The organism is Acidovorax sp. MR-S7, assembly GCF_000400995.2.
Classification (GTDB): Bacteria; Pseudomonadota; Gammaproteobacteria; order Burkholderiales; family Burkholderiaceae_C; genus MR-S7.
Window position 1 is genome coordinate 1 of sequence record NZ_DF238908.1, and the last position, 25773, is coordinate 25773.

The following is a 25773-nucleotide window of genomic DNA, read 5'->3' on the forward strand; positions in this document are numbered from 1 at the left end:
TACCATTCAGTTCGGAGACCGCATCTCCGTCAATTGAAGTCCGACCCGTTTACACAAAAATTCGGACACGCCCCGTTCAGGTACAGCATCAGCTGATGGTGTCGGGCGCGGAGCAGGCCCAGCTGTGGGTGTTCGATGGCGCCAAGGGCATCCTGACCGAGGTAACTCGGGACAAGGCGCTGATGGCCCGCATCCGGGAGGCGTGGGAGGCGTTTCAGCCGTTTCTGGATCGGGACGTACCGCCGCCGCTGGCAGAAGGCGATACGTGGCTCCGAAGCGACACAGCATGGTCGCAGGCCGCCGAAGCCTATGCCGGTGCCAAGCAATACGCCGATGAGGCCACCAAACGGCTGGAATCGGCCCGTCAGGCCTTGATCGAGCTGGCCCAGCACCCGAAGGAGCAAGGCGCCGGGGTCACCGTCACGCGGTTCTGGAAACAGGGTAGCGTGGATTACAAGAAGGTGCCCGAGCTGACCGGCATTGATCTGGAGCGCTATCGGAAGCGGGCGACGGAGGAAGTGCGGGTGACCGTCGCGGCATGACAACAACGCTGGCGGTACGGTTGCAACTGCCAAACCGTACCGCTAACCGTACCGCCAAACCCAAAAATAGAAAAAGGGCTCCTAACTTGATAGCTAGGAGCCCTTATCGTTATTGGTCGGCGTGGCGGGATTCGAACTCGCGACCCCTTGCACCCCATGCAAGTGCGCTACCAGGCTGCGCTACACGCCGACAAGACTTAGATTGTATATCGAAAATCAGGCCCGAAAAAGAAGTGAGCGAATTTCTTCCAATTCTTTGCGCAGCGCCGCAGCACTCAGGGCGAGCGGCCCCGCCAGCGCACCGGCCGCGGCCTCCTGCGGCAGTTCCGGCGGCACGCTGTCGCGGGCGGCCTCCTTGTGCTCGTGCGCCAGCTCCTGCAGGCGGTTGCGCGCGCCGCTGATGGTGAAGCCCTGGTCGTACAGCAGCTCGCGTATGCGCCGGATCATGAGCACCTCGTGGTGCTGGTAGTAGCGGCGGTTGCCGCGCCGCTTCATGGGGCGCAGCTGCGTGAACTCCTGCTCCCAGTACCGCAAGACATGCGGCTTGACGCCGCACAGCTCGGCCACTTCCCCGATGGTGAAGTAGCGCTTGGCCGGGATGGGAGGCAGCGGTGTGCTCATGGACTCACGAAGGATGCGGTAAAGCCCGCAAGCGTACTGCACCCGCGCGCCCTGCGCCATACGGCGCGGGGCAATCCTTCACGGGCATGGACAAAAGCTCACGTTTTGGGCGTGCCCTGGATCTGCTCCTTGAGCTTGCTGCTGGCGTGGAAGGTCACCACGCGCCGCGCCTCGATCGGGATGGATTCGCCCGTGCGCGGATTGCGCCCGGGGCGCGGCGCCTTGGTGCGGATCTGGAAGTTGCCGAAGCCCGAGAGCTTGACGTCCTGCCCGTCCACGAGGCTTTGCGCGATCAGGTCGAAGAACGCGTCCACCATGTCCTTGGATTCGCGCTTGTTCAGGCCGATGTGCTCGAAGAGCAGATCGGCCAGCTGGGCCTTGGTCAGCGCGGGAGACTCCAGGCTCTCCACCGCGAACTCGACCATCGCTCCTGGTTCCATGCCCAAAGTCATCGCAGCCTCGCTCCCGTGTGTTGCGCCAGGGCCTGCAGCACGGTCTGCACGGCCGTGTCGATTTCGGCGTCCGTCAGCGCGGCGGCGTCGCTGCCCAGCGTCAGGCGGATGGCGAGGCTCTTCTCGCCCTGTGCCAGGCCGCCCGTGGACGTGCCCTGCGGCCGGTAGACGTCGAACAGCACGCACGAGCGCAGCAGTTCGCCGGGCAAGGCCGCCTCGGCGGCGCGCACCACCTCGTCATGCGTGACGCGCTCGGCCACGACCACCGCGATGTCGCGCTCGACGAGCTGGCGCTTGGCCACCGGCTTGAAGCTGGGCACCGGGCGGCGCTGCACGGCCTCCAGCTCCAGCTCGAACAGCATGGGCGCGCCGGGCAGGTCCCACGACTGGCGCCAGCGCGGGTGCAGCTCGCCGACGAAGCCGATGGCCCGGCCGTCCAGCAGCACGCGGGCGCAGCGGCCGGGGTGCAGCGCGGGGTGCTCGGCCGGCTCGAAGGTGGGACGCAGCGGCGCGAGCAGCGCCTCCACGTCGCCCTTGGCGTCGTAGAAGTCCACGGCCTTGTCCTTGCGGCCCCACTGCAGCGCGTCCTGCGCGCCGTAGGCCAGCGCGGCCACGCGCATGGGCTGCGACACGCCTTCGACGGTGCTGTCGGTGTTCTGCACACCCGCATCGCGCAGGAAGACGCGGCCCAGCTCGAACACGCGCACACGGCCGGCCTTGCGGTCCAGGTTGAACTTGAGCACCTGCAAGAGCGAGCCCAGCAGCGACGAGCGCATCACGCTCAACTGGCTGGCAATGGGGTTGAGCAGCTTGATGGGCACGGCGTTGCCGGCCAGCTCGCTCTCCCAGCGCTCTTCCACGAAGCTGAAGTTGATCGTTTCCTGGTAGCCCAGCGCGGCCAGCTCGCGGCGCACGGCGAAGCTGCTGCGGCGCGACTCCTGGCGCAGCTTGGGCGTGATGGGCGCCAGCGGCGGCGTGGTGGGCAGGGTGTTGTAGCCCACGATGCGGGCCACTTCCTCGATCAGGTCTTCCTCCAGGCGCAGGTCGAAGCGGAACGACGGCGGCGTGACGGTCACCGCGCCCTCCTCCTGCGCCACGGGCAGGCCCAGGCGCTGCAGCGCGTCCACGCACTGCGCCTGCGTGAGCGGCATGCCGATCACCTTGGCGGCGCGGGCCACGCGCATGCGCACCGGCGCCTGGGCGGGGACGTTGACGCGCTGGTCGTCGATGGGGCCCAGGGCCGTCTCGGGCGTGCCGCAGATGTCGATGACGAGCTGGGTGATGCGCTCGATGTGCTCCACGGTCAGCTCGGGGTCCACGCCGCGCTCGAAGCGGTGGCCCGCGTCGGTGGAGAAGTTGTAGCGGCGCGAGCGGCCGGCGATGGCCTCGGGCCACCAGAAGGCGGCCTCCACGTAGATGTGGCGCGTGTCGTCGGTCACGGCCGTGGCGTCGCCGCCCATGATGCCGGCGAGCGATTCCACCTGGGCGGCGTCGGCGATCACGCCGACCTTCTCGTCCACGGTGACGGTGTTGCCGTTGAGCAGCTTGAGCGGCTCGCCCGCCCTGCCCCAGCGCACGTCGAGGCCGCCGTGGATCTTGTCCAGGTCGAAGATGTGCGAGGGCCGGCCCAGCTCGAACATCACGTAGTTGGAGATGTCCACCAGTGGCGCCACGCTGCGCTGGCCGCAGCGCGCGAGGCGGTCGACCATCCACTGCGGTGTCTGCGCGCGCGGGTTGACGTTGCGCACCACGCGGCCGGAGAAGCGACCGCACAGGTCGGGCGCGCTCACGCGCACCGGCAGGCGGTCGTCGATGGTGGCGGCCACGTGCGGGAACTGCGGCGCCTTCAAAGGCGCGCCGGTCAGCGCGGAGACTTCGCGCGCGACGCCGTAGACGCTCAGGCAATGCGCGAGGTTGGGCGTGAGCTTGAGGGTGAACAGCGTGTCGTCGAGCTGCAGGCAGGCGCGGATGTCCTGGCCCAGCGGCGCGTCGGCAGGCAGCTCCAGCAGGCCGCCGTGGTCTTCGGACAGCTTCAGCTCGCGCGCGGAGCACAGCATGCCGTGGCTTTCCACGCCGCGCAGCTTGCCGATCTTGATGAGGAAGGGCTTGCCGTCCTCGCCCGGGGGCAGCTCGGCGCCCACCATGGCGCAGGGCACCTTGATGCCCACGCGCGCATTGGGCGCGCCGCAGACGATGGTGAGCAGGCCGCCCTGCCCCACGTCCACCTGGCACACGCGCAGGCGGTCAGCGTCGGGGTGCTGCACGGCCTCCTTGATCTCGCCCACGACGATCTTCGTGAACGGCGGGGCCACGGGCCGCAGCTCCTCGACCTCCAGCCCCGCCATCGTCAGGGTGTCGGCCAGCTCTTGGGTGGTCAGGGGCGGGTTGCAGAACTCGCGCAACCAGGATTCAGGAAATTGCATAGTCGGATTCTTTGGCGTGCTCTTGAAAAGAGAGCTGCTTGCGCTTGATGGGCCTTGCTTTCAATAGGAAAACATGCTCAAACCCTTTGCTGGCAAGCGCTGGCAGCTCACTTTCTTGCATTACTGGAACTGGGACAGGAAGCGGACGTCGCCGTCGAAGAACAGGCGCAGGTCGTTCACGCCATAGCGCAGCATGGTCAGCCGGTCCGGCCCCATGCCGAAGGCGAAGCCGATGAAGCGCTCCGGGTCCAGCCCCATGTTGCGCACCACGTTCGGGTGCACCTGGCCGCTGCCTGCGACCTCCAGCCAGCGGCCGGCCAGCGGACCGCTCTGGAACTGGATGTCGATCTCCGCGCTGGGCTCGGTGAACGGGAAGAAGCTGGGCCGAAAGCGCAGCACGAGGTCGTCGCTCTCGAAGAAGGTCTTGCAAAAGCCCGTGAACACGACCTTCAGATCCTTGAAGCTCACGTTCTCGCCGATCCACAGGCCCTCGCACTGGTGGAACATGGGCGAGTGCGTGGCGTCCGAGTCCACGCGGTAGGTGCGGCCCGGCGCGATCACGCGGATCTCGGGCATGGGCTGGCCCGCGTCGATCAGGTGGCGGTATTTCTTGACGTGCTGCACGGCGTAGCGCACCTGCATCGGGCTGGTGTGCGTGCGCAGCAGGTGGGGCGCCTCGGGCGTGCCGCCCTCGACGTAGAAGGTGTCGTGCATGGAACGCGCCGGGTGGTCCTCGGGCGTGTTCAGCGCGGTGAAGTTGAACCAGTCGGTCTCGATCTCGGGGCCGTCGGCCACGTCGAAACCCATGGAGCCGAAGATGCCCTCGATGCGCTCGAGCGTGAGCGACACGGGGTGCAGACCGCCGCGCCCCTGCCTGCGGCCGGGCAGCGTCACGTCCAGCGCCTCGGCCTGGAGCTGGCGCTGCAGCTCGGCGTCGGCCAGTTGCTGGCGGCGCTCGGTCAGCAGCGCCTCCACGCCCTGCTTGGCCACGTTGATCGCCGCGCCGCGCGTCTTCTTCTCCTCGGGCGAGAGCTGCGCCATGCCCTTCATCAGCTCGGTCAGGCGGCCCGACTTGCCCAGGAACAGCGCCTTGGCGTTCTCCAGATCGGCGGGGGTTGCGGCCTGCGCGAACGCTTCGCGCGCGCCTTGCACCAGGGAATCCAACTCGTTCATATCGACTCTTGAAAAAGAAACAAGGGCTAGCGCCTTTTCAAGCCCTAGCCCTTGCTGTTTGAGCGCTGCCAGCTATGAAAATCATAGCCGGCAGTCGTGAACTCAAGCGGCCAGCTTGGCCTTGACTTGCTCCACGATGCTGCCGAAGGCAGCCTTGTCATGCACCGCGAGGTCGGCCAGCATCTTGCGGTCGATCTCGATGGATGCCTTCTTCAGGCCGTTGGCGAACTGGCTGTAGGTCAGGCCCAGTTCACGGGCAGCGGCGTTGATACGGGCGATCCACAGCTGGCGGAACACGCGCTTCTTGGTACGGCGGTCACGGTAGGCGTATTGCCCAGCCTTCATCACCGCCTGCTTGGCGATGCGGAAGACGTTGCCGCGGCGGCCGCGGAAACCCTTGGCCAGAGCCAGAACCTTCTTGTGACGGGCGCGTGCCGTTACACCACGTTTGACGCGAGGCATGTGTTTTCTCCTTGTTCGTCAGTGAATTACAGGCCAGCCATGGGCAGCATCTGCGCGATGTGACCCATGTTGGTCTCATGCACAGCAACCGCACCGCGCAGGTGGCGCTTGTTCTTGGTGGTCTTCTTGGTCAGGATGTGACGCTTGAAGGCTTGACCGCGCTTGACGGTACCACCCGGACGAACGCGAAAACGCTTCTTCGCGCTGCTCTTGGTCTTCATTTTGGGCATGTGAATGCTCCTTATGGTTGTGCTCGTGAGGCGTTTGCACACCGCTGTGCAACCTTGTTGGCCCCGAGCCACTTCTAAAAAACGGCCAGGCTTCGCAGCCCTGCCGCGCGGCGGCGCTTGCGCGCCGCCTATCGGCGGCCAGAGCCCTCTTGCGAAGGCCTCGCCGCCAAATCCCTGTGCATCAGGCGCCTGCCTGCGCCCCTTCCGCCGCGGGCTTGCCCGCCGCAGGCTTCTTGCGCGCCGGCGCGATCATCATGATCATCTGCCGGCCTTCGAGCTTCGGAAACTGCTCGACGACGATCGTGTCGGCCAGGTCGTCGCGCAGCCGGTTGAGCAGCGCCAGACCCAGTTCCTGGTGCGTGATCTCGCGGCCGCGGAAGCGCAGCGTGATCTTGCACTTGTCGCCCTCCGCGAGGAAGCGGCGGATGTTGCGCAGCTTGATGTTGTAGTCGCCGTCGTCCGTGCCGGGGCGGAACTTCACTTCCTTGATCTCGATGACCGTCTGCTTGGCCTTGGCCTCGGCCGCCTTCTTCTGCTCCTGGTACTTGAACTTGCCATAGTCCATCAGGCGGCAGACCGGCGGATTCGCGGTGGCTGCAATCTCGACCAGATCGACGTCCAGCTCGCCCGCCATGCGCAAAGCCTCTTGCAGGCTCACGATGCCCAGAGGTTCATTGTCCGGGCCGGACAAGCGCACTTCGGGCGCCATGATTTCACGGTTCAGGCGGTGCTTGCGCTCTTCACGCTGGCGACGATCACGAAATTCGGTAGCGATGGTTCTCACCCTTGATCAAAAATACTACAAAAAGCGTAGCTGCTCACGCACCCGCGGCGCGCACCAAAGCGTGCTTTGACACAACACTCAGACTTTGGAGGCGATGTCCTGTGCGATCAGGTCGACAAAGGCGTCGACGGACATCACGCCGAGGTCCTTGTTACCCCGGGCGCGCACTGCCACAGCGCCGGCCGCCTTCTCCTTGTCGCCCGCGACGAGGATGTAAGGGAGCTTTTGCAGTGCATGCTCCCGTATTTTATACGTGATCTTTTCATTGCGCAGATCAGTCACCACCCTAAGGTCTTGATTCGGCAGTGCTTTTTGCAGCTTTGCGGCGATTTCGCGACAGTAGTCGGACTGAGCGTCGGTGATGTTGAGCACCGCCACCTGCACGGGCGCCAGCCAGACGGGCAGCGCACCCGCGTGCTGCTCGATCAGGATGCCGATGAAACGCTCCAGGCTGCCCACGATGGCCCGGTGCAGCATCACGGGGCGGTGGCGCCCGCCGTCCTCGCCCACGTACTCGGCATCGAGCCGCTCGGGCATGGAGAAATCCACCTGCATGGTGCCGCACTGCCACTGGCGCCCGATGGCGTCCTTGAGCGTGTATTCGATCTTCGGCCCGTAGAAGGCGCCGTCGCCCGGAGCGATCTCGAAGGCGCAGCCCGACGCGCGCAGGCTTTCCATCAGCGCGTGCTCGGCCTTGTCCCAGCTCTCGTCGGAGCCGATGCGCGCCTCGGGGCGCGTCGCCACCTTGTAGATGATGTCCGTGAAGCCGAAGTCCTTGTAGACCTTCTGCAGCAGCGCCGTATAGGCCGTGCATTCGGCCAGGACGTGGTCCTCCGTGCAGAAGATGTGGCCGTCGTCCTGCGTGAAGCCGCGCACGCGCATGATGCCGTGCAGGCCGCCCGTGGGCTCGTTGCGGTGGCACTGGCCGAACTCGCCGTAGCGCAGCGGCAGGTCGCGGTAGCTCTTGATCCCCTGCTTGAAGATCAGGATGTGGCCGGGGCAGTTCATCGGCTTGAGCGCGTAGTCGCGCTTCTCGCTCTCCGTGACGAACATGTTCTCGCGGTACTTGTCCCAGTGGCCCGTCTTCTCCCACAGCGTCTTGTCGAGGATCTGCGGCCCCTTGACCTCCTGGTAGCCGTTGTCGCGGTACACGCGGCGCATGTACTGCTCCACCTGCTGCCACAGCGTCCAGCCCTTGGGGTGCCAGAACACCGTGCCGGGCGAATGCTCGTCGATATGGAACAGGTCCAGTTCGCGCCCGAGCTTGCGGTGGTCGCGCTTCTCGGCCTCCTCCAGCATCGTGAGGTACTGCTGCAGCTCTTCCTTCGTGGCCCAGGCCGTGCCGTAGATGCGCTGCAGCATCTCGTTGCGGTGGTCGCCGCGCCAGTAGGCGCCCGCGACCTTCATGAGCTTGAAGTGCTTGAGCTTGCCGGTGCTCGGCACGTGCGGCCCGCGGCACAGGTCCTCGAAGCCGCCCTCGCGGTACAGGCTCACCTCCTCGTTCGTAGGGATGCTGGCGATGATCTCGGCCTTGTAGTGCTCGCCGATGCTCTTGAAATACGCCACGGCCTCGTCGCGCGGCAGCACGCGGCGCACGACCGGCTCGTCTTTCGCAGCCAGTTCGCCCATGCGCTTTTCGATCGCCACGAGATCCTCGGGCGTGAACGGGCGCTTGTACGAGAAGTCGTAGTAGAAGCCGTTCTCGATCACGGGACCGATGGTGACCTGGGCATCCGGGAAAAGCTCCTTCACCGCGTAGGCCAGCAAGTGCGCCGTGGAGTGGCGGATCACATCCAGCCCGTCCGCATCCTTGGCCGTCACGATGGACAAGGGGCTGTCCTGCGTGATCCGGTAGCTCGTATCGACCACCTGCGCCTCGTCGCCAGCGCCCACCTTGCCGGCCAGCGCCGCCTTGGCCAGGCCCGAGCCAATGGAAGCGGCCACCTCGGCCACCGTCACCGGGCCGGGAAACTCGCGCTGCGAACCATCGGGAAGCGTGATGTGAATCATGGTGTGGGAATCCTTGTCAAAACCTTGGGGTGGGGTCGCGCCTTCCGTACCCTGAAAAGCAAAAAGCGCGGAACACGGTCCGCGCTTTCGATATGAGAAATCTCGTGCAGGCGCGAACGGCCGGCCTCAGCGGCTGGCAGACATCTCCGTCGTAGTTCGCGGTGTCATAACCAGATTGCCTTTCTCACCCTTGTGCGTTGCAGAGCCTTGTATTCTAACCCGACTTGCCGATGGGCATATTTCCAGCACGCAAAACAAAACGCGCCGGGCTTTGAAGCGCCAGCGCGTTTGCTTTATCTGGGGTGGCTGATGGGACTCGAACCCACGACGACAGGAATCACAATCCTGGACTCTACCAACTGAGCTACAGCCACCGTAGCCTTGCATTATAGCCGGATAAATCGCCCTCTTTTGAAAAAGCGCGTCAGTTTTGTGCGGCGCTTTCAGCCGTAGGTCGCGGCGCCTTGATCTGCACCTTGAACCGCTGCTTGAGCAGCTCGTAGTAGGCCAGCGCTTCCGCCGTGCCCCAGGCCTGGGTGTACTGCTGGCGCTCCATGCGGGCCTGGGCGTCGTCCGAGGCCTCGCGCTTCAAGATGCGGTTGACCTTCAGCACGGCATAGCCTTGCGGGCCCAGGTCCACGCCCTCCCATGCAGGCAGCTTGTCCACCGGGGAATGGAGGGCTGCGGTGACCACGGGTGCCGGCTGGTTCTGAGGCTGGTCGCGCGACACGGTGACCGGCGCAGACAAGCCTGCGGCACTGCCGGGGGCGGCCTTCCAGGCCGCGAGCTTGGCCTCGCCCTCGGCGCGCGCGAGCTGCGCGGACTTCTCCGCCACGTAGAGCGTGCGCACCTTCTCCTTGGCCTTGTCCAGCGGCAGCAGCATGGCGGGCTGGTATTCGGTGACGCGGCCGGCGGCGAGCATGCTGGAGCCGATTTCGACGGCCTCGGTATTGCGCTTGTTCTGCAGCGTATCGGGCTGGAATAGCGCCTCCAGGAAGCGGGGGCTGGACAGCGGCCCCTGTCCTCCGGGCTGCGGCGTGCGCGTGACACCCGTGGCGGTCTGCACCTTGAGCTTGAGCTTGTCCGCCGCCGCCTGCAGGCTGTCGGGCTGCTCGTACACCGCATTGGCGAACGATTCCGCCACTTCGGCGAACTTGTGCTGCGCCTGCTGCTGCTTGAGTTCGGATTCGAGCGAAGCGCGCAGCTCCTCGAAGCTGGGCTGGCGCGGCGTCTTAATGTCCGTCAGCATGATGACGTGGTAGCCGAAATCGGTCTCCACCACGTCGCTGATCTCGCCCTTCTTCAGCGCGAACACCGCATCCTCGAACGGCTTGACCATGGCGCCATGGCCGAAAAAGCCCAGGTCCCCGCCCGAAGGTGCCGAGCCGGGGTCCTGCGACGACTTCCTGGCCATCTCCGCAAAGCTGGCGGGCGTCTTGCGCACCTCTGCCAGCAGCGCCTCGGCCCTGGCCTTGGCCTTCTCGCGATCGGAGGCGGCGGCATCCTTGGTGGCGTTGACCAGGATGTGGCTCGCGCGGCGCTCTTCCTTGCCTGCCAGGCGGCCGACGTTTTCCTTGTAGTAGGTGCGCAGGTCGTCCTCGTTGAGGGTGATGCCCGCCTTGACCGCATCGAGGTCCAGCACCACGTATTCCACAGCGGCCTGCTCGGCCTGCTGGAACTGGGACGGATGCGCCTTGTAGTAGGCTTCCAGCTCGGCATCCGTCGCCGCGACCTTGGCGGAGAAGTCGGCGGCATTGAAGCGCGCCACCTGGATCTCGCGGCGCTGCAGCAGCGCCTCCAGGGCCAGCCGGGCTTCCGCGCCGCCGCTGAACGCCGTGGTCATGACGCTGCCCATCACCTGGTTGATGGACAGATCGTGCCGCACACGCGCCTCGAAGCCCTCCGGCGTCAGTCCCTGCGCCCCCACCAGGGCGCGGTAGGCCTCGGCGTCCAGGGTGCCGTCCGGGCGCTTGAGCGCGGCGATCTGCGGGATGCCCTGGAGTTCACGCGCCAGGCGGGCGTCGCTGGTCACCAGGTGCATCTTCTGCGCCGCCACCTGCATCACCTGGTCGCGCACCATGCGCTCCAGCGTGGCGTAGCGGGCCTGGGGCGAATCCAGCAGCTTGGCATCGATGCCCGGCGACTGCGCACGCAGGCGGTCGCTCTCCATCCGGTGGGCGTTGTCCCAGTCCGCCTGCGTGATGTCCTTGCCGTCCACGCGGGCCACCACCGGGCTAGAGCTCGAGAAGTAGTTTTTGTCGATGCCCACGAGGACGAACGAAGGGATGATCAGCAAGAACAGCAAGAACATCACGATCTTGGAGTGCTTGCGGATGGATTCGAACATGGTCAATCTTTCAACGGCTGCAAAAGAAAAGGCGAACTCACGTTCGCCTTTGTCTGGGGTGGTGGGTGCTAACGGGGTCGAACCGCTGACCTACGCCTTGTAAGGGCGCCGCTCTACCAACTGAGCTAAGCACCCCCCATATCTCACCTATCAGTTCAGGGCATCCTTCAATGCCTTGCCCGGACGGAACTTCGGCACTTTAGCAGCCTTGATTTTAATCGTAGCGCCCGTGCGGGGATTGCGGCCGGTGCGCGCTGCGCGCTTGCCCACCGCGAACGTGCCGAAACCAACCAGCGACACCGTGCCACCCTTCTTCAGAGTCTTCTTGACCGCCTCGATCGTGGACTCCAGCGCACGCGCCGCGGCCGCCTTGGAGATGTCTGCGTTGTTAGCGATGTGCTCAATCAGTTCGGTTTTATTCACAAGAAGCCTCTCGGGAAAGGAGTGGATGGAATGCCTTATGCAAATCTGGTGTCTTCACGCGTGCGCGCTGGCCGGAGGGCCGCAGGCGCTCGAAACGGGAAGGGGCTGGGGCAGCGTCAGAAATTGCCGCCTCAGATTAAAGCCAGCGCGTTTCGGGGTGTCAATATGACGTACCGCTCAGCGTCAACTTGTTTGCAAATTCTAGTCGCAATTGCCCCATCCTCCGGGCGGGCGCAGCGGTTTTTGTCTCGCAAACGCCGGTCTAGGCCGATTCCGAATTGACAAACCGCCGTATGCCGCGCAGATCCTGCCTCACCGGGACACGCGCGCCCGTATCTCGGGCAGCGCTTTCTGCAGGTAATACACCATGGACCACACGGTGAGCACCGCGGCCAGCCAGATCAGCCAGGTGCCCCAGACACCCGTGTCAACAATGTTGAACAGGCGCCCATCGTAGAGCAGGAAGGGGATGGCCACCATCTGCACCGTGGTCTTGAGCTTGCCAAGCATGTGCACCGCCACGCTCTTGCTCGCGCCGATCTGGGCCATCCACTCGCGCAGCGCGCTGATGGCGATCTCGCGGCCGATGATGATGAGGGCCACGAACACGTCGGCGCGCTGCATGTGCACCAGCACCAGCAGCGAGGCGCAGACGAGGAACTTGTCGGCCACTGGATCGAGGAAGGCGCCGAAGGCCGAGGTCTGGTCGAGCTTGCGCGCCAGGTAGCCGTCGAGCCAGTCGGTGGCCGCGAAGACGATGAACATCACCGTGGCGATGAGGTTGCAAGTGGCGGGCGCCAAAGGCGCATAGAACACACCCACGATCAGGGGGATCGCGACGATGCGCGTCCAGGTCATCAGGGTGGGAATCGTCCAGAACATGGCGGCGATTGTGTCACGCCCGCGCGGCCGCTTCAGCGCAGCGCGCGGTAGATCTCCTCGGCCAGGTCGCGCGAGATGCCCTCCACCGTGGCCAGGTCGTCCACGCTGGCATCCTGCACGCCGCGCACGCCGCCGAAACGCTGCAGCAGCCGAGCGCGCTTCTTGGGGCCCACGCCCGCGATATCCTCCAGCCGGCTGCCGCCCACCCGCACCCGCGCGCGCGCCGCGCGCATGCCGGTGATGGCGAAGCGGTGCGCCTCGTCGCGGATCTGGGCGACGAGCATCAGCGCGGCGGAGTCGCGGCCCAGATAGACCTTCTCGCGGCCGTCGGCGAACACCAGTTCCTCCAGGCCCACCTTGCGGCCCTCGCCCTTTTCCACGCCCACGATGCGCGAGATGTCCAGCCCCAGCTCGGTGAACACCTCGCGCGCCATGCTCACCTGGCCCTTGCCGCCATCGACGAGCACCAGGTCGGGCAGGTGCGCCTTGGCCTCGGCGCCGCCGGCCTCGCGCTGGGCCTCGGCCACGTGCCGATAGCGCCGCGTGAGCACCTGGCGCATGGCGGCGTAGTCGTCGCCGCCCGTGATGCCCTCGATCTTGAAGCGGCGGTATTCGCTGCTCTGCATCTTGTGGTGGTGGAACACCACACACGAGGCCTGAGTGGACTCGCCCGCCGTGTGCGAGATGTCGAAGCACTCGATGGTCAGCGCCTCCAGCCCCTCGGTGTCCAGGTCCAGCGCCTCGGCCAGCGCGCGGGTGCGCGCCTGCTGCGAGCCCTCCTCCGCCAGCAGGCGGGCGAGCTGGATCTCTGCGTTCTGCTGCGCCATCTCCAGCCAGGCGCGGCGCTGCTCGCGCGGCTGGTGGATGGCGGACACGCGCACGCCGCTCTGCTGCGCCAGCGCGTCGAGCAGCGTCTGGCCCACCGGCTCGCTGACGATCAGCGTGGGCGGCACGGGCACGCCCAGGTAGTGCTGGGCGATGAAGGCCTCCAGCACCTGCGCCTCCACGCTGCGCTCGGCGGCGGCCTCGCCCTCGGCCGGCTCCTCCGCCTGGAACACGCCGGCCGCCTCCTCCACATGCACGGGGAAATAGGCGCGGTCGCCCAGGTGGCGGCCGCCGCGCACCATGGCCAGATTCACGCACGCGCGCCCGCCCTGCACGCGCACGGCGAGAATGTCCACGTCCTTGTCCGACACCGTCTCCACCGCCTGCTGGTGCAGCACGCGCGACAGCGCCGTGAGCTGGTTGCGCACCTCGGCCGCCTGCTCGAACTCCAGCCTTTCGGAATGCGCGAGCATGCGCTGCTCCAGCGCCTGCAGCAGTTCCTGCGTCTCGCCGCGCAGCAGGGCTTCGGCGCTGTGCACGTCGCCCGCGTAGTCCTCGGGCGAGATCAGATTCACGCAGGGGCCGGTGCAGCGCTTGATCTGGTAGAGCAGGCAGGGCCGCGTGCGGTTGGCGAACACCGTGTCCTCGCAGGTGCGCAGGCGGAAGACCTTCTGCAGCAACTGGATGGTTTCCTTGACCGCCCAGGCGCCGGGATACGGGCCGAAGTAGCGGTGGCGCTTGTCCACCGCGCCACGATAGTAGGCCATGCGCGGAAAGCGCTGGCCCGGCGCGTCGCCCGTGCCGTCCTTGGCCGCCACGCCGGTGATCTTGAGGTAGGGGTAGCTCTTGTCATCGCGAAACAGGATGTTGTACTTGGGGTTCAGCGACTTGATGAGGTTGTTTTCCAGCAGCAGCGCCTCGGCCTCGGAGCGCACTACGGTCGTCTCCAGCCGCGCGATCTTGCCCACCATGTGGCCGGTGCGCGTGCCGCCGTGCTGCTTGGTGAAGTAGCTGCCGACGCGCTTTTTCAGGTTGCGCGCCTTGCCCACGTAGAGCAGCGCGTCCTGTGCGTCGAAATAGCGGTACACGCCCGGCAGCGGCGGCAGGGCCGCCACCTGGGCCAGCAGTTCTTCGGAATGCGAGGGGGACATGGCGCTATTGTGTCCGCCGCCATGGCGCTCCTGAAAAAATAGCTGCTCGCGCTTGCTGGATAAGTGCTGGAGGCCAAAAACACTTCAAATGGATTGCGCGATGCGCCGGCGCGGCGTGGTGGCCTCGGCCGCCACCATGCGCGCGCTGCGCTCGTGCGCGCCGTGGGCCAGTTCGCCGATCAGCGCGGCCTCCGGCAAGTTGCGCCAGTAGCGCGTGGGCATCTCCTTTTTCATCATGCCGGTCTTCAGCCGCGCGGGGTTGAAGATGCTGCGGTAATAGGTGAGCCACAGCGCCTCGCCCGCGTCGGGCGGCGGGGCGTCGGCGCGCTGGGCGCCGGGGCCCACGTGCAGCGCGGCGCCGTCCCAGCGCACGCTGGCGTCGGGCGTGAGGATGGCCCAGCGCATCTGCGTGAAGCGGCGCACGAAGAAGCCGGCGTTGGCCTCGGCGATGTAGTGGTCGGGCTCGAACCAGGCGACCTGCACGGTGCCGCCGTCGCCGTCCGCCACGGGGCGAAAGCGCACGAAGGCGTGCATCTTGTGCATGTCGCGCGCCACGGCGTGGGCCATGTGGCGGGCCTGCACGCGGTCGGCGTCGAGCGGGTCGCGGCGCAGGGCGTCATCGCGCGGCAGGCGCCACAGCAGGCGGTACAGGAGGGCGAAGCGCGCGGGGTCGCGGTGCAGCACGATGCGCTCGCACAGGCGCACGAAGCCCTGGGACACGCGCGGCGCCGGGCCGGTGGCGGGCGGCAGGGGCATGGCGGGCGCGGCGAACAGGTCGTGCTCGGCATCCTGCGCGGTGCGCCACTGCACCTCGTGCGGCGGCACGCCGGCCTGCGCCAGCGCGCGGGCGGCGCGGCGAAAGCCGGGCCAGTCGGTGGGGTGCGCGAGGGTGATGGTGTGCATGTCAGGCGAACAGGCTGCGCTGCGCGGGCGGTGGGGCCAGGCGCGCGGCCAGATCGGCGGCGTCCAGTACGCGGCCGGGGCGGTGGTCGGCCACTTCGACGAAGGCCAGCACCTTCTTGAGCGGCACGCGCAGCCGCGCCAGGTCGGCATGGCGCAGGCGGCGCACGCGGCGCGCGGCCAGCAGGCGGTCGACGGTGGCCACGCCCAGGCCAGGCACGCGCAGCAGCAGCTCGCGCGGGGCGGTGTTCAGGTTGACGGGGAAGCGCTCGCGGTGCGCCAGGGCCCAGGCGAGCTTGGGGTCGATGTCCAGCGCCAGCATGCCGTCGCCATGCCGGGTGGGCACGATCTCCTCGTGCGTGAAGCCGTAGAAGCGCATGAGCCAGTCGGCCTGGTAGAGCCGGTGCTCGCGCACCACGGGCGGCGCAGCCAGCGGCAGGGCGCGCGCCGCGTCGGGGATGGGGCTGAAGGCCGAGTAGTACACGCGCCGCAGCCGGTGCGCGCCGTAGAGGCCGCTGCTCGCGGCGAGGATGGTGCGGTCGTCGGTGGCGTCGGCCCCCACGATCATCTGCGTGCTCTGCCCGCCGGGCGCGAAGTGCGGGGCGGCTGCGCGGCGCGGGGTGATGGACGACGGCCGCGACTGCTCCCTGCGCGCCTGCCGCGCGTCCTCGATGCGCACCGCCATGCGCGCCATGGAGCGCGTGATGGCCGCACCGTTCTTCTGCGGCGCCAGCGCGGCCAGGCCCTCCCGCGTGGGCAGCTCCACGTTGATGCTCAGGCGGTCGGCATAGCGGCCGGCGCGCTCCATCAGCTCGGGCGCGGCGTCGGGGATGGTCTTCAGGTGGATGTAGCCGCGGAAGTCGTGCTCCTCGCGCAGCACGCGGGCCACTTCCACCACCTGCTCCATGGTGTAGTCGGGGCTCTGGATGATGCCGCTGGAGAGGAACAGCCCCTCGATGCAGTTGCGCCGGTAGAAGTCCAGCGTGAGCGCCACCACCTCGGCCACGGTGAAGCGGGCGCGCGGCACGTTGCTGCTGACGCGGTTGACGCAGTACAGGCAGTCGTACTGGCACCAGTTGGTGAGCAGGATTTTGAGCAGCGAGATGCAGCGCCCGTCCGGCGCGTAGCTGTGGCAGATGCCCATGCCCTCGGTGGAGCCCATGCCCCGCCCGCCCACGGAATCGCGCGGCGCGGCGCCGCTGGACGCGCAGGAAGCGTCGTACTTGGCCGCATCGGCCAGGATGGCGAGCTTGGATTGCAAATTCACTGTATGAATTTACAGTAAATCATTCCCGCATGCCAAGCCCGGCCATTTCTTTTGCTACATAAAAAATAGCTTCCAGCGCTTGCTGCACAAGCGCTGGAAGCCGATTTTGCTTGAAGCCCGTGGCTTACTCGGCTTCGATCTTGGAGCTCTTGATCACGCCCGCCCAGTTGGTGTAGTCGGCCTTCACGCGCTCGCCCAGTTGCTGCGGGCCCAGGTAGTCGGCCGTGGCGCCCTGCTCCTCGGCCTTCTTGCGGAAGGCCGGGTCTTCGACCACCTTCTTCAGGTCGGCGGCCAGCTTGTCGATGATCGGCTTGGGCACGGCGGCGGGCGCGAACAGAGCGAACCACGACGTGGCGTTCACGCCCGGGTAGCCCGCCTCGGCCGTGGTCGGCGCATCGGGCAGGCTGGGCAGGCGCTCCTTGCCCGTCACGGCCAGCACGCGCAGCTTGCCGGACTGGATGTGCGGCATGAACGGCGGCGCGGTGCCGAAGGTCAGATCCACCTGTCCGCCCAGCAGGTCCTGCAGCGCGGGGCCGGTGCCCTTGTAGGGCACGTGCACCATCTTGACGCCGCCCTGCTGCTCCAGCATGGCGCCGGTCACGTGCTGCAGCGAGCCGTTGCCCGACGATGCGTAGTTGAGCTTGCCGGGGTTGGCCTTGGCGTAGGCGATCAGCTCGGGCAGCGTCTTCACCGGCAGGCCGTCGCGCACCACGATGATCTGCGGGGCCGAGATCACGTTGGCGATGGGCTGGAAGTCCTTCAGGTCCCACTGCGGCGCCTTCGTCAGGTGCGGCGAGATGACGTGGTAGCCCGAGTACTGCATGAGCAGCGTGTAGCCGTCGGGCTCCGCACGCTTGACGATGCTGGCGGCGATGGCGCCGTTGCCGCCGCCCTTGTTGTCCGCCACCACCGACTGGCCCAGCACCGGACCCAGCGCCTGCGCGACCATGCGCGCCGACAGGTCGGTGGTGCCGCCCGCCGCCGTGGGCACGACGAAGGTCACGGGCTTGGCCGGGTAGCCCTGCGCTGCAGCGCCGCCGGCGCAGGCCAGGGCTGCGGCGGCGAGCGCCAGGGTGGTGAATTGCTTGCGTGTGATGCGCATGGTGCGTGTCTCCTCTGGTAAAAAAATCAGGTGTTCCGTGCCAGCGCGCGTTCGCGGATGGCCTCGAAGTCGGCGGGCGCCGGGTGCAGGTCGAGCCGCTGCCCGGCCTTGGCGATCTGGCCCGGAATGTCGTGGCCGATCAGCCCCGGCAGGCGCCGCGCCACGGCCAGCAGCGCGGGCAGGTCGATGCCCGTGCCGTAGCCCATGAGCTGCAGCGCGTGCGCCACCTCCTCGGTGCAGACGTTGCCCGACGCGCCCGGCGCGTAGGGGCAACCGCCCAGGCCGCCCAGCGAAGCGTCGAAGCGGCTGGCGCCCGCGTCGATGGCGGCGAGCACGTTGGCCAGGCCCATGCCGCGCGTGTTGTGGAAGTGCAGCGTGAACGCCATGCCGGGCCAGCGCGCGAGCGCCGCTGCGGTGATCCCGACCACCTGCGTGGGATAGGCCATGCCCGTGGTGTCGCACAGCGTGACGCCCTGCACGCCCAGGTCGGCAAAGCGCTGCACCCAGGCGAAGGCTTCTTCCTGCGGCACGTCGCCCTCCATCGGGCAGCCGAACACGCACGAAAGCGACACGTTCACCGGCACGCGCGCGTCCTGCGCCATGGCGATCACCTTGGAGAGCGCGGCGAACGACTGCTCGCGGGTCATGCGCAGGTTGCACAGGTTGTGCGTCTCGCTGACCGACATGACGAGGTTCAGCTCGTCCGTGCGCGCCTCGATGGCCCGCTCGGCCCCGCGCGCATTGGGCACCAGCGCGGTGTAGACCGTGCCGGGGCGGCGCTCGATCTCGCGCATGACGATCTCGGCATCGCGCAGCGCGGGGATGGCCGTGGGCGAGGTGAACGAGGTCACCTCGATCTTCGGCAGGCCCGCCGCCGACAGGGCATTGACCAGCGCGATCTTGTCCTCGGTGGGCACGAACTGGCACTCCATCTGCAGGCCGTCGCGCATGCCCACGTCGCACAGTTCGATGCGGCGGCCCGCGCCGTTCCAGACATTGCTCATTGGATGACTCCCTTGCTGCGCAGCAGCGCGATCTGTTCCGTGGAAAGGCCCGCCTCGGCCAGCACCGCGTCGGTGTCGTCGCCCAGGCGCGGCGCGCTGCTGCGGATGGTGCCCGGCGTGCCCGAGAGCTTGGGCACGATGCCCGGCACGGTGACGCTGTAGCCATCGCGCGTCTCCTGCGTCAGCAGCATCCCACGCGCCTGGTAGTGCGGATCTTCGGCAATGTCCTTGGCCGTGTAGACCTTGCCCGCCGGCACGCGCGCGGCGCCCAGCAGTTCCATCACCTGGGCCACGGTGCGCGCTTGCGTCCAGGCGCCAATGGCCGCGTCGATCTCGCCCACGCGCGCCACGCGGCCCGCGTTGTCGGCCAGTTGCGGGTCATCCGCCAAATCCTGCCTGCCGATAGTCGCCATCAGCCGTTTGAAAATGCTGTCGCCATTGCCGGCCACCAGCACCCAGCCGTCCTGGCACGGGTAGGCGTTGCTCGGCGCGATGCCCGGCAGCGCGCTGCCCGCCGCCTCGCGCACCGCGCCGAAGGCGCTGTACTCGGGGATCAGGCTTTCCATGCAGTTGAACACCGCCTCGTGCAGCGCCACGTCGATCACCTGGCCCGCGCCGCCATTCACCTTGCGGTGGTAGAGCGCCATCATCACGCCGATGGCCCCGTGCAGCGCCGCCAGCGTGTCGCCGATCGACACGCCCACGCGCACCGGCACGCGGCCCGGCTCGGCCGTGAGGTGGCGCAGGCCGCCCATGGCCTCGCCGATCACGCCGAAACCCGGCAGATCGCGGTACGGCCCCGTCTGGCCGTAGCCCGAGATGCGCAGGATGACCAGGCCCGGGTTCAGCGCATGCAGCTCGGCGGGCGACATGCCCCAGCCCTCCAGCGTGCCGGGGCGGAAGTTCTCGATCAGCACGTCGGCCTCGGCGATCAGCTTGCGCGCTATCGCTTGCGCCTCGGCCTGGCGCAGGTCCAGCGCCACCGACTTCTTGTTGCGCGACTGCACCTGCCACCAGACCGAGGTGCCCTCCTTGATGAGCCGCCAGTTGCGCAGCGGGTCGCCCGCTCCGACCGCCTCGATCTTGACGACCTCGGCGCCGAACTCGCCCAGCGTCTTGCCGCAGAACGGGCCCGCGATGAGCTGGCCCATCTCGATCACGCGCACGCCGGCCAGTGCGGCCGCAGGTGCGGCGGGGGTGGTTGTCTCTGGTGTCTGTTGCATGGCGGCGGATGATGCGGCGCGCCGCGCGCGGCGCAAAACGCTCGATTGCGAAGCTGCCATCGCAAACCGGCATGGCCCCACCGTGGCGGCGGTACCATCGCCGCCCATGAAGCTCGACCCGGTCTCCCTGCGCCTGTTCGTCGCGGTGATGGAAGAAAACGCCATCGCCCGCGCCGCCGCGCGCGAGCACATCGCCCCCTCGGCCGCCAGCCGCCGCCTGGCCGAGCTGGAAGCCGCGCTGCAGGTGGAGCTGTTCACGCGCAGCAACCGGGGCACCGAACCCACGGCCGCCGCCTACGCGCTGCTGCACATGGCGCGCGGCGTGCTCAACGAGATGGACGGCATCGCCGCGCAGATGCGCGACTTCCGCGCCGGCGTGCGCGGCCACGTGCGCGTGGTGGCCAACATCTCGGCCATCACCCAGTTCCTGCCCGCCGAGCTGCAGCGCTTCATGACCGCGCACCCGCAGGTCGACGTGCGGCTGCACGAGCAGATCAGCACCGCCGTGGCCCGCTCGGTGGCCGAGAACGCGGCCGACGTGGGCATCCTCACCCACGGCAGCTACGGCGAGCGCGTCACGCTGCTGCCCTACCGCGAGGACGAGCTGGTCCTCATCGTGCCCGCGGGCCACGCCCTCGCACGCAGGCAGCGCGTGCGCCTGGCCGACGCCCTGCCCTGCGACTTCGTGGGCATGCACCCGGGCAGCGCCATCAACAACCTGCTCACGCGCGCGGCGGCGGAACTGGAGATGCCGCTCAAGCTGCGCATGCAGGTCACCGGCTACGACGCGCTGTGCCTCATGGTCTCCGCCGGGCTGGGCGTGGGCATGCTGCCGCGCGGCAGCGCGCAGATCTACCGCGGCACGCTGGCGATCCGCGCCATCCCCCTGGCCGAGCCCTGGGCGCAGCGGCGGCTGTCGCTGTGCGTGCGCTCGGAAGAATCGCTCACCCGCGTCGCCCGGCTGCTGGTCGACCACCTGCGCGCGCCATGAGCCAGGCGGCCGCGCTGCGCTGGGACCTGTTCTGCCAGGTCATCGACAACTACGGCGACATCGGCGTGTGCTGGCGCCTGGCCGCCGACCTGGGCGCGCGCGGCCACGCCGTGCGCCTGTGGGTGGACGACGCCAGCGCCCTCGCCTGGATGGCGCCGCACGGCGCGCCCGGCGTGCAGGTGCGGCCCTGGCCCGCCGAGGCGCCCGAGGACGGCCCGGGCGACGTGGTGGTCGAAGCCTTCGGCTGCGAGATCGCCCCCGGCTTCGTGGCCGCCATCGCCCGCCGCAGGCCGGTGTGGATCAACCTCGAATACCTGAGCGCCGAAGGCTACGTGGAGCGCTGCCACCGCCTGCCCTCGCCCCTGATGAGCGGCCCCGGCGCGGGCCTCGTGCGCTGGTTCTTCTACCCCGGCTTCACGCCGCGCACCGGCGGGCTGCTGCGCGAGGGCAGCTTGGCCGAACGCCAGCGCGCCTTCGACTGCCAGGGCTGGCGCGCGCGCCGCGGCATCGCGCCGCACGCGCTGGCCGTCTCGCTGTTCTGCTACGAGCCACCCGCCCTGCCCCTGCTGCTCGAGGAACTGCGCGCACGCGGCGACGCGCGGCTGCTCGTGACGCCGGGGCGAGCCGCCGCGGCGGTTCTGAATGAAATCGGCCTCCAGCGCTTGCCTGGCAAGCGCGAGCAGCTATCTATTTCATACCTGGAGCCCTGCCCCCAGAGCGCATTCGACGAAATGCTCTGGGCCTGCGACCTGAACTTCGTGCGCGGCGAGGACTCGCTGGTGCGCGCCCTCTGGGCGGGCCAACCCTTCGTCTGGCACATCTACCCGCAGCACGACGGCGCGCACCACGCCAAGCTGCACGCCTTCCTGGACTGGCTGCAGGCCCCCGCCTCGCTGCGGCATGCGCACGCGCTGTGGAACGGGCTGGAAGGCCTGCCGCAGGCGCCCGCGCTGCCGCCGCTGGACACCGCCCTGCTCGCCGAGTGGGGTGCCTGCGTGCGCGCCGCGCGCGCGCGGCTGCTGCAGCAGAGCGACTTGTTGACCCAGCTGCTGGGGTTCGTCAGCGAAAAAAGCTAGAATCCGTGGTTTTGCGCCATACCAAGGCGGCACGCGAGCGTGCCCAGCCGGCGCCCCCGCCGCGGAACATGCGCCGGGGTGGAAGGCGGCCCTGCTGACGCAACACCACGGGCCACGCCCGCCCGCCCCGACTTGTGGAGCGGCCCAACCTTTCACTCCCAAGCACGCCATGAAAATCGCTCAAGAAATCCGCGCCGGCAACGTGATCATGCAGGGCAAAGACCCCATGATCGTCCTCAAGACCGAATACGCCCGCGGCGGCCGTGGTGCCGCCACCGTGCGCATGAAGCTCAAGGCCCTGCTGTCCAACATGGGCACCGAAGTCGTCTTCAAGGCCGACGACAAGATCGACAACGTGATCCTCGACAAGAAGGAGTGCACCTACTCCTACTTCGCCGACCCGATGTACGTCTGGATGGACACCGAGTACAACCAGTACGAAGTGGAAGCCGGCAACATGGGCGACGCCATCAGCTACCTGGAAGACGGCATGTCCGCCGAAGTGGTGTTCTACGACGGCAAGGCCATCTCCGTGGAACTGCCCACCAGCGTGGAGCGCGAGATCACCTGGACGGAACCCGCCGTGAAGGGCGACACGTCCGGCAAGGTGCTCAAGCCCGCCAAGATCGCCACCGGCTTCGAAGTGGCCGTGCCCCTGTTCGTGGACCAGGGCGACAAGATCGAAATCGACACGCGCACCGGCGAATACCGCAAGCGCGTCTGATGGGACACCCCCCTGAGGCGCTGCGCGCCTTCCCCCCGCTCTCGCATTACTGCGCAATGCGGGCAGGGGGACGCAACCAGCGCGGCGGGGCGGCCCTTGCGCGGTTGCTCTCGCCCTGGGGCGCGTCAGTTTCATGCGCCGCGCCCTGAGTGAATCGGGGGGTTTCGCCCAGATAGAAAAGGCTTCCCGCGGGAAGCTTTTTTGTTTTTCTACACCCGCTTCACGCGCCGGCGGTAGTCGCCCACGTTGTTGCCGGTGATCTGCGTGGCCTGCGTGCCCCGCACTTCGTTCACCTTCGCATCCGCATCGGCGCCCGTGGCGGGCTGGGCGGTGATGTGGGTCTCGTGCTCGAAGCCGTGCGACTTGTCGGTGTTGCGGTAGTAGCGGTAGAGCATCCAGTACAGCCCCACCGCGCTGGCCGGCCCGAGGGCCAGCAGGAAAAGAATGCTGTCGTCGTTCATGGTGTTCAGCGCCCGATGAACCAGAGGGCCAGGGCCTCGACGAACGTGCCCACGGCGAGCGCGGCGGTGACGAGCTTCCACTGCTGCACCGGCACGCTGCCCATGGTCTCGCCCGTGCGGCCGTTCACCGCGATGTAGTGCAGCATGCCGCCGCCCCGGCCCGGCTGGTGGTAGGAATAGAGCCACACCGGCAGGTACATCGCCACCCAGCGCGTGCCGTGCACGTCGAGCCGCTCCTGCTCCCAGCGCACGCCGCGGCCGTAGCGGCGCACCGATGCCTGCACCTGCGCGCGCGCGATGGAGAGCAGCTGGTCCTCCAGGCGCGGGTGCAGGTGCTCCACGTCGCGGTCGCGCTTTTCCGAGGTGTAGCCGACGAGGTAGGAGGCATTCCACTTCACCGCGTTCTTGGTGTCGAACGGCAGGATGGCGTTGATGACGTTGTGGGTGTTGGCCTGCGTGTCGAGGTTGCCGCGCTTGGCGCTCGACTCCAGCGTCAGGTCGTCCACCGTGAAGTCCACGTGCCGCTGCACGCGGTACACGTCGGCGTCGTAGTAGGTCTTCTGGTCCTTGCCCTCGCCGCGCGTGTAGCGGCGCGTCTCCACCTCGCCGAAGCCGGCCACGTCGGCGCTGGCGTTGGCGTCCACCACCATGTAGGGCAGGTAGACGCCCAGTACGTTTTCCGGCGCGAACTCCTCCTTGAACGCCTTGAGCGCGAACATGCGGCGCTTGCCCACGAACTGGCGGATGCGGGCCACCGCGTCGTCCTTCTTGATGTGGAAGGGCAGCACCGCGTCGGGCACCGCGCCGTTGTCGATCTGCTCGTTGACTCCCAGCACGTGGCGGCACCAGTGGCAGCGCGCGGTCATGGCGGTCTCGGTGTTGACCACCACGTCGGCGCCGCAGCCGGCGCAGTGGTAGGTGCGCAGGCTGGCGGCGTCGGCGGCGATGTTCTGCGCGCCGGAAGCGATCTGCGTGCCTTTCAGCTCGCCGATGCCCTCGCCCAGGCCGAACGCCTCCTCCACGCGCGCCGCCGTCCACTCGTGGCGGCAGTACAGGCAGACCAGCTTGTCGGTGCCCGCACGCTGGCGGATCTCGGTCGAGCCGCACTTGGGGCAGCGGTTGACGCCGTCGCGCAGCTCCCTGGAGGCCGTGTCGATGGCAACGGGATCGGGCGCGAGCAGCTCGTCGCGGATCGGCTCCGGCAGCGTGGCCGGGTCCACCGGGAACTCGCCGGGGGCGGGCGGCACGTCCCGCGGCGACCCCGGCCCGCTCGGAAGGGAGGCCGGCATCTACAGGCCGAGCGCCTTGGCCTTGACCGCGTCGTAGTCGGCCTGGGTGATGAGGCCCGCGTCGAGCATCTGCTTGGCCTTGGTGAGCCGGGCGACGGGGTCGTCCGCCGCCGCCGCCGGTGCCGCGGGCGCGGGCGCAGGCGCCACCGGCTGCTGCAGGCCCGCCAGCCCGCCCAGCCCGCCCGTCGCGATGCCCATGCCCATGAGGCCGCCCACCCCGGCGTTCTGCCCCGCCGCCTGGATGCCCGCGGCCACCGAGGCCTGCAGGTTGGAATTGCCGCGCGCGCCGGCCAGCGCGTCGGCGCGCTGCACGCTCTTGAGCAGCTCGCGGGTATGGGCGTCGTACTCGATCGAGACAATGGCCGTGCGGATGATGGCCAGCCCGCGCCCGGACTTCCACTGGTAGGCGCGCTCGACCGCGTCCGACAGGCTCTGGGCGAAGCCCACGGAGTCCTGCTGGATCTTCGTAATGCGGTTGCCCTTGGCCGGGTCGTTGGTATAGAGGCTGAAGGCCGGCGCGAGCGAGGCCACCACCTCGTTGAAAAGCTGGCCTGCCGCCGCGTTGTCCAGGTCGGTGAAGTCGAACACCTGGCCCGGCTGCAGGTACGCGGCCGGCACGAAGCTCTTCACGAACAGGATGGGATCGACGATCTTCAGCGTATAGCTGCCGCGCGTGATGGCGCCCACCTGGGCATTCAGGTAGCCGTCGTCCCAGTAGATCTCCGACTGCGTGCCGAAGCGGTTGTCCGGCAGCTCCTTGAGCGACACGAAGAACGCCGCCTGCTGCGAACCCGGCTGGCCGCCGAACTTGAAGCGCTCCCAGCTCTGCTTGACGAGCGCATCCATGAGGCCGCCGCCCGTGAAGATGGACTGGGAATTGAGATCGCTCGAATTCCACTCGTAGGCGCCCGGCTCGGCCGCGAAGCCGGTGATCGCGCCATCCTGCAGCAGCAGCAGGCCGTAGCCCTCGGGCACGACGATCCTGGAGCCGTTGGTGATGATGTTCGACGACCCCTTGGTGTTCGCGCCGCGCCCGGCATTGGTGCCGCGCGGCACCGCCGCGAACAGCGCCGCCGTGGGCGGCAGGCCGTCCGGCACCGTGTAGAAGTCCTTCCACTGGTCGGCCAGCGCTCCGCCGACCGAACCCACCGCTGCCTGGATGAGGCCCATGATGCTTTCCTTGTGTCAATGCGCACCGCCGGGAGGTGGCGGGACGCCAAAAGCATATCCGAAGCGCAGCGGCGGCCGTCCCTGGAGGGGGCCGATGCAGCCATGCCGGCGGCTGAAAGGAAAGACGCGGCACAACCCGGGCAATACTGGCGCCATGCACCAGCACCCCACCGCCTTCCAGATCCCGCGCCGCATGCCGCACGGCGCCCGGCCCGCAATGCGCCAGCACCGCCTGGCGGCG

Annotated in this window: 23 protein-coding genes, 3 tRNA genes and 1 pseudogene; 4 read left to right on the top strand and 23 right to left on the bottom strand. The window is 68.0% G+C overall.

What is annotated here, in order from left to right; all coding sequences use genetic code 11:
* Nucleotides 1-542: pseudogene (locus AVS7_RS05985) on the top strand (hypothetical protein); the annotation flags it as partial.
* A gap of 113 nt (nucleotides 543-655) precedes the next feature.
* Here AVS7_RS05985 and AVS7_RS05990 read toward each other — a convergent pair.
* The 20 genes from AVS7_RS05990 to AVS7_RS06085 all read right to left on the bottom strand — a co-directional run bounded on the left by AVS7_RS05990 (nucleotide 656) and on the right by AVS7_RS06085 (nucleotide 19821).
* Nucleotides 656-732, bottom strand: a tRNA-Pro gene (locus tag AVS7_RS05990).
* Nucleotides 733-758: 26 nt separating this feature from the next.
* The gene (locus AVS7_RS05995) at nucleotides 759-1163 is read right to left on the bottom strand and encodes a MerR family transcriptional regulator (protein WP_020227521.1); all 405 of its coding nucleotides are present in this window, start codon (nucleotides 1161-1163) and stop codon (nucleotides 759-761) included.
* A gap of 98 nt (nucleotides 1164-1261) precedes the next feature.
* Nucleotides 1262-1615: an integration host factor subunit alpha gene (locus tag AVS7_RS06000; protein ID WP_034690144.1), complete on the bottom strand. Its 354-nt coding sequence runs from the start codon at nucleotides 1613-1615 to the stop codon at nucleotides 1262-1264.
* Entirely contained in the window at nucleotides 1612-4038 is a 2427-nt protein-coding gene (pheT, locus tag AVS7_RS06005; protein WP_020227523.1) for a phenylalanine--tRNA ligase subunit beta, read from the bottom strand. Before pheT ends, AVS7_RS06000 begins: the two co-directional genes overlap by 4 nt.
* A 120-nt stretch (nucleotides 4039-4158) precedes the next feature.
* Nucleotides 4159-5211, bottom strand: coding sequence for a phenylalanine--tRNA ligase subunit alpha (gene pheS / locus AVS7_RS06010; protein ID WP_020227524.1), 1053 nt, complete (start codon nucleotides 5209-5211; stop codon nucleotides 4159-4161).
* A 102-nt stretch (nucleotides 5212-5313) separates the two neighbouring features.
* Nucleotides 5314-5673 (bottom strand): 50S ribosomal protein L20, encoded by a 360-nt coding sequence (gene rplT, locus AVS7_RS06015; protein WP_005795139.1) that lies wholly within the window; start codon nucleotides 5671-5673, stop codon nucleotides 5314-5316.
* A gap of 26 nt (nucleotides 5674-5699) precedes the next feature.
* Nucleotides 5700-5903 carry a 50S ribosomal protein L35 gene (gene rpmI / locus AVS7_RS06020; protein ID WP_019428895.1) on the bottom strand — a complete coding sequence of 68 codons (204 nt, stop codon included), beginning with the start codon at nucleotides 5901-5903 and terminating at the stop codon, nucleotides 5700-5702.
* Between the two features lie 181 nt (nucleotides 5904-6084).
* Nucleotides 6085-6687 (bottom strand): translation initiation factor IF-3, encoded by a 603-nt coding sequence (gene infC, locus AVS7_RS06025; RefSeq protein WP_082176391.1) that lies wholly within the window; start codon nucleotides 6685-6687, stop codon nucleotides 6085-6087.
* Nucleotides 6688-6765: 78 nt separating this feature from the next.
* Complete coding sequence (thrS, locus tag AVS7_RS06030; RefSeq protein ID WP_020227526.1) at nucleotides 6766-8697, bottom strand: threonine--tRNA ligase; 1932 nt, start codon at nucleotides 8695-8697, stop codon at nucleotides 6766-6768.
* A 298-nt stretch (nucleotides 8698-8995) separates the two neighbouring features.
* Nucleotides 8996-9071: transfer RNA gene (locus AVS7_RS06035), tRNA-His, on the bottom strand.
* 50 nt (nucleotides 9072-9121) lie between these two features.
* A complete protein-coding gene (locus AVS7_RS06040; RefSeq protein WP_020227527.1) occupies nucleotides 9122-11044 on the bottom strand; it encodes a SurA N-terminal domain-containing protein in 1923 nt (640 codons plus the stop codon).
* A gap of 59 nt (nucleotides 11045-11103) precedes the next feature.
* Nucleotides 11104-11179 (bottom strand) — tRNA-Val (locus AVS7_RS06045).
* A 15-nt stretch (nucleotides 11180-11194) separates the two neighbouring features.
* Entirely contained in the window at nucleotides 11195-11467 is a 273-nt protein-coding gene (locus AVS7_RS06050) for an HU family DNA-binding protein (RefSeq protein ID WP_011805814.1), read from the bottom strand.
* Between the two features lie 312 nt (nucleotides 11468-11779).
* Entirely contained in the window at nucleotides 11780-12349 is a 570-nt protein-coding gene (pgsA, locus tag AVS7_RS06055; RefSeq protein WP_020227528.1) for a CDP-diacylglycerol--glycerol-3-phosphate 3-phosphatidyltransferase, read from the bottom strand.
* A 32-nt stretch (nucleotides 12350-12381) separates the two neighbouring features.
* A complete protein-coding gene (gene uvrC, locus AVS7_RS06060) occupies nucleotides 12382-14325 on the bottom strand; it encodes an excinuclease ABC subunit UvrC (RefSeq protein ID WP_020227529.1) in 1944 nt (647 codons plus the stop codon).
* A gap of 84 nt (nucleotides 14326-14409) precedes the next feature.
* Nucleotides 14410-15228 (bottom strand): TIGR03915 family putative DNA repair protein, encoded by an 819-nt coding sequence (locus AVS7_RS06065; RefSeq protein WP_020227530.1) that lies wholly within the window; start codon nucleotides 15226-15228, stop codon nucleotides 14410-14412.
* Nucleotide 15229: 1 nt separating this feature from the next.
* Nucleotides 15230-16492, bottom strand: a complete 1263-nt coding sequence (locus AVS7_RS06070) for a putative DNA modification/repair radical SAM protein (protein WP_034690150.1) — start codon at nucleotides 16490-16492, stop codon at nucleotides 15230-15232.
* A gap of 124 nt (nucleotides 16493-16616) precedes the next feature.
* Nucleotides 16617-17594, bottom strand: a complete 978-nt coding sequence (locus AVS7_RS06075; RefSeq protein WP_020227532.1) for a tripartite tricarboxylate transporter substrate binding protein — start codon at nucleotides 17592-17594, stop codon at nucleotides 16617-16619.
* Nucleotides 17595-17620: 26 nt separating this feature from the next.
* Complete coding sequence (locus AVS7_RS06080; protein WP_020227533.1) at nucleotides 17621-18598, bottom strand: hydroxymethylglutaryl-CoA lyase; 978 nt, start codon at nucleotides 18596-18598, stop codon at nucleotides 17621-17623.
* Complete coding sequence (locus AVS7_RS06085; protein WP_024001033.1) at nucleotides 18595-19821, bottom strand: CaiB/BaiF CoA-transferase family protein; 1227 nt, start codon at nucleotides 19819-19821, stop codon at nucleotides 18595-18597. Before AVS7_RS06085 ends, AVS7_RS06080 begins: the two co-directional genes overlap by 4 nt.
* Nucleotides 19822-19927: 106 nt before the next feature.
* Between AVS7_RS06085 and AVS7_RS06090 the strand changes: the two genes are divergently transcribed.
* The 3 genes from AVS7_RS06090 (at nucleotide 19928) to efp (ending at nucleotide 22612) form a co-directional block, all read left to right on the top strand.
* Nucleotides 19928-20812 carry a LysR family transcriptional regulator gene (locus AVS7_RS06090; RefSeq protein ID WP_020227535.1) on the top strand — a complete coding sequence of 295 codons (885 nt, stop codon included), beginning with the start codon at nucleotides 19928-19930 and terminating at the stop codon, nucleotides 20810-20812.
* Nucleotides 20809-21888, top strand: coding sequence for an elongation factor P maturation arginine rhamnosyltransferase EarP (gene earP / locus AVS7_RS06095; protein WP_020227536.1), 1080 nt, complete (start codon nucleotides 20809-20811; stop codon nucleotides 21886-21888). The genes AVS7_RS06090 and earP overlap by 4 nt, the downstream gene beginning before the upstream one ends.
* Nucleotides 21889-22057: 169 nt before the next feature.
* A complete protein-coding gene (gene efp, locus AVS7_RS06100) occupies nucleotides 22058-22612 on the top strand; it encodes an elongation factor P (protein WP_020227537.1) in 555 nt (184 codons plus the stop codon).
* 209 nt (nucleotides 22613-22821) lie between these two features.
* On the opposite strand, the gene AVS7_RS06105 is transcribed toward efp, so the two are convergent.
* The 3 genes from AVS7_RS06105 to AVS7_RS06115 are packed head-to-tail and all read right to left on the bottom strand — an operon-like array spanning nucleotide 22822 to nucleotide 25532.
* Nucleotides 22822-23073 carry a hypothetical protein gene (locus AVS7_RS06105; protein ID WP_020227538.1) on the bottom strand — a complete coding sequence of 84 codons (252 nt, stop codon included), beginning with the start codon at nucleotides 23071-23073 and terminating at the stop codon, nucleotides 22822-22824.
* Between the two features lie 5 nt (nucleotides 23074-23078).
* Complete coding sequence (locus tag AVS7_RS06110) at nucleotides 23079-24362, bottom strand: hypothetical protein (RefSeq protein ID WP_020227539.1); 1284 nt, start codon at nucleotides 24360-24362, stop codon at nucleotides 23079-23081.
* Complete coding sequence (locus AVS7_RS06115; protein ID WP_020227540.1) at nucleotides 24363-25532, bottom strand: SPFH domain-containing protein; 1170 nt, start codon at nucleotides 25530-25532, stop codon at nucleotides 24363-24365. It lies immediately after the preceding gene.
* Nucleotides 25533-25773: the final 241 nt, after the last annotated feature.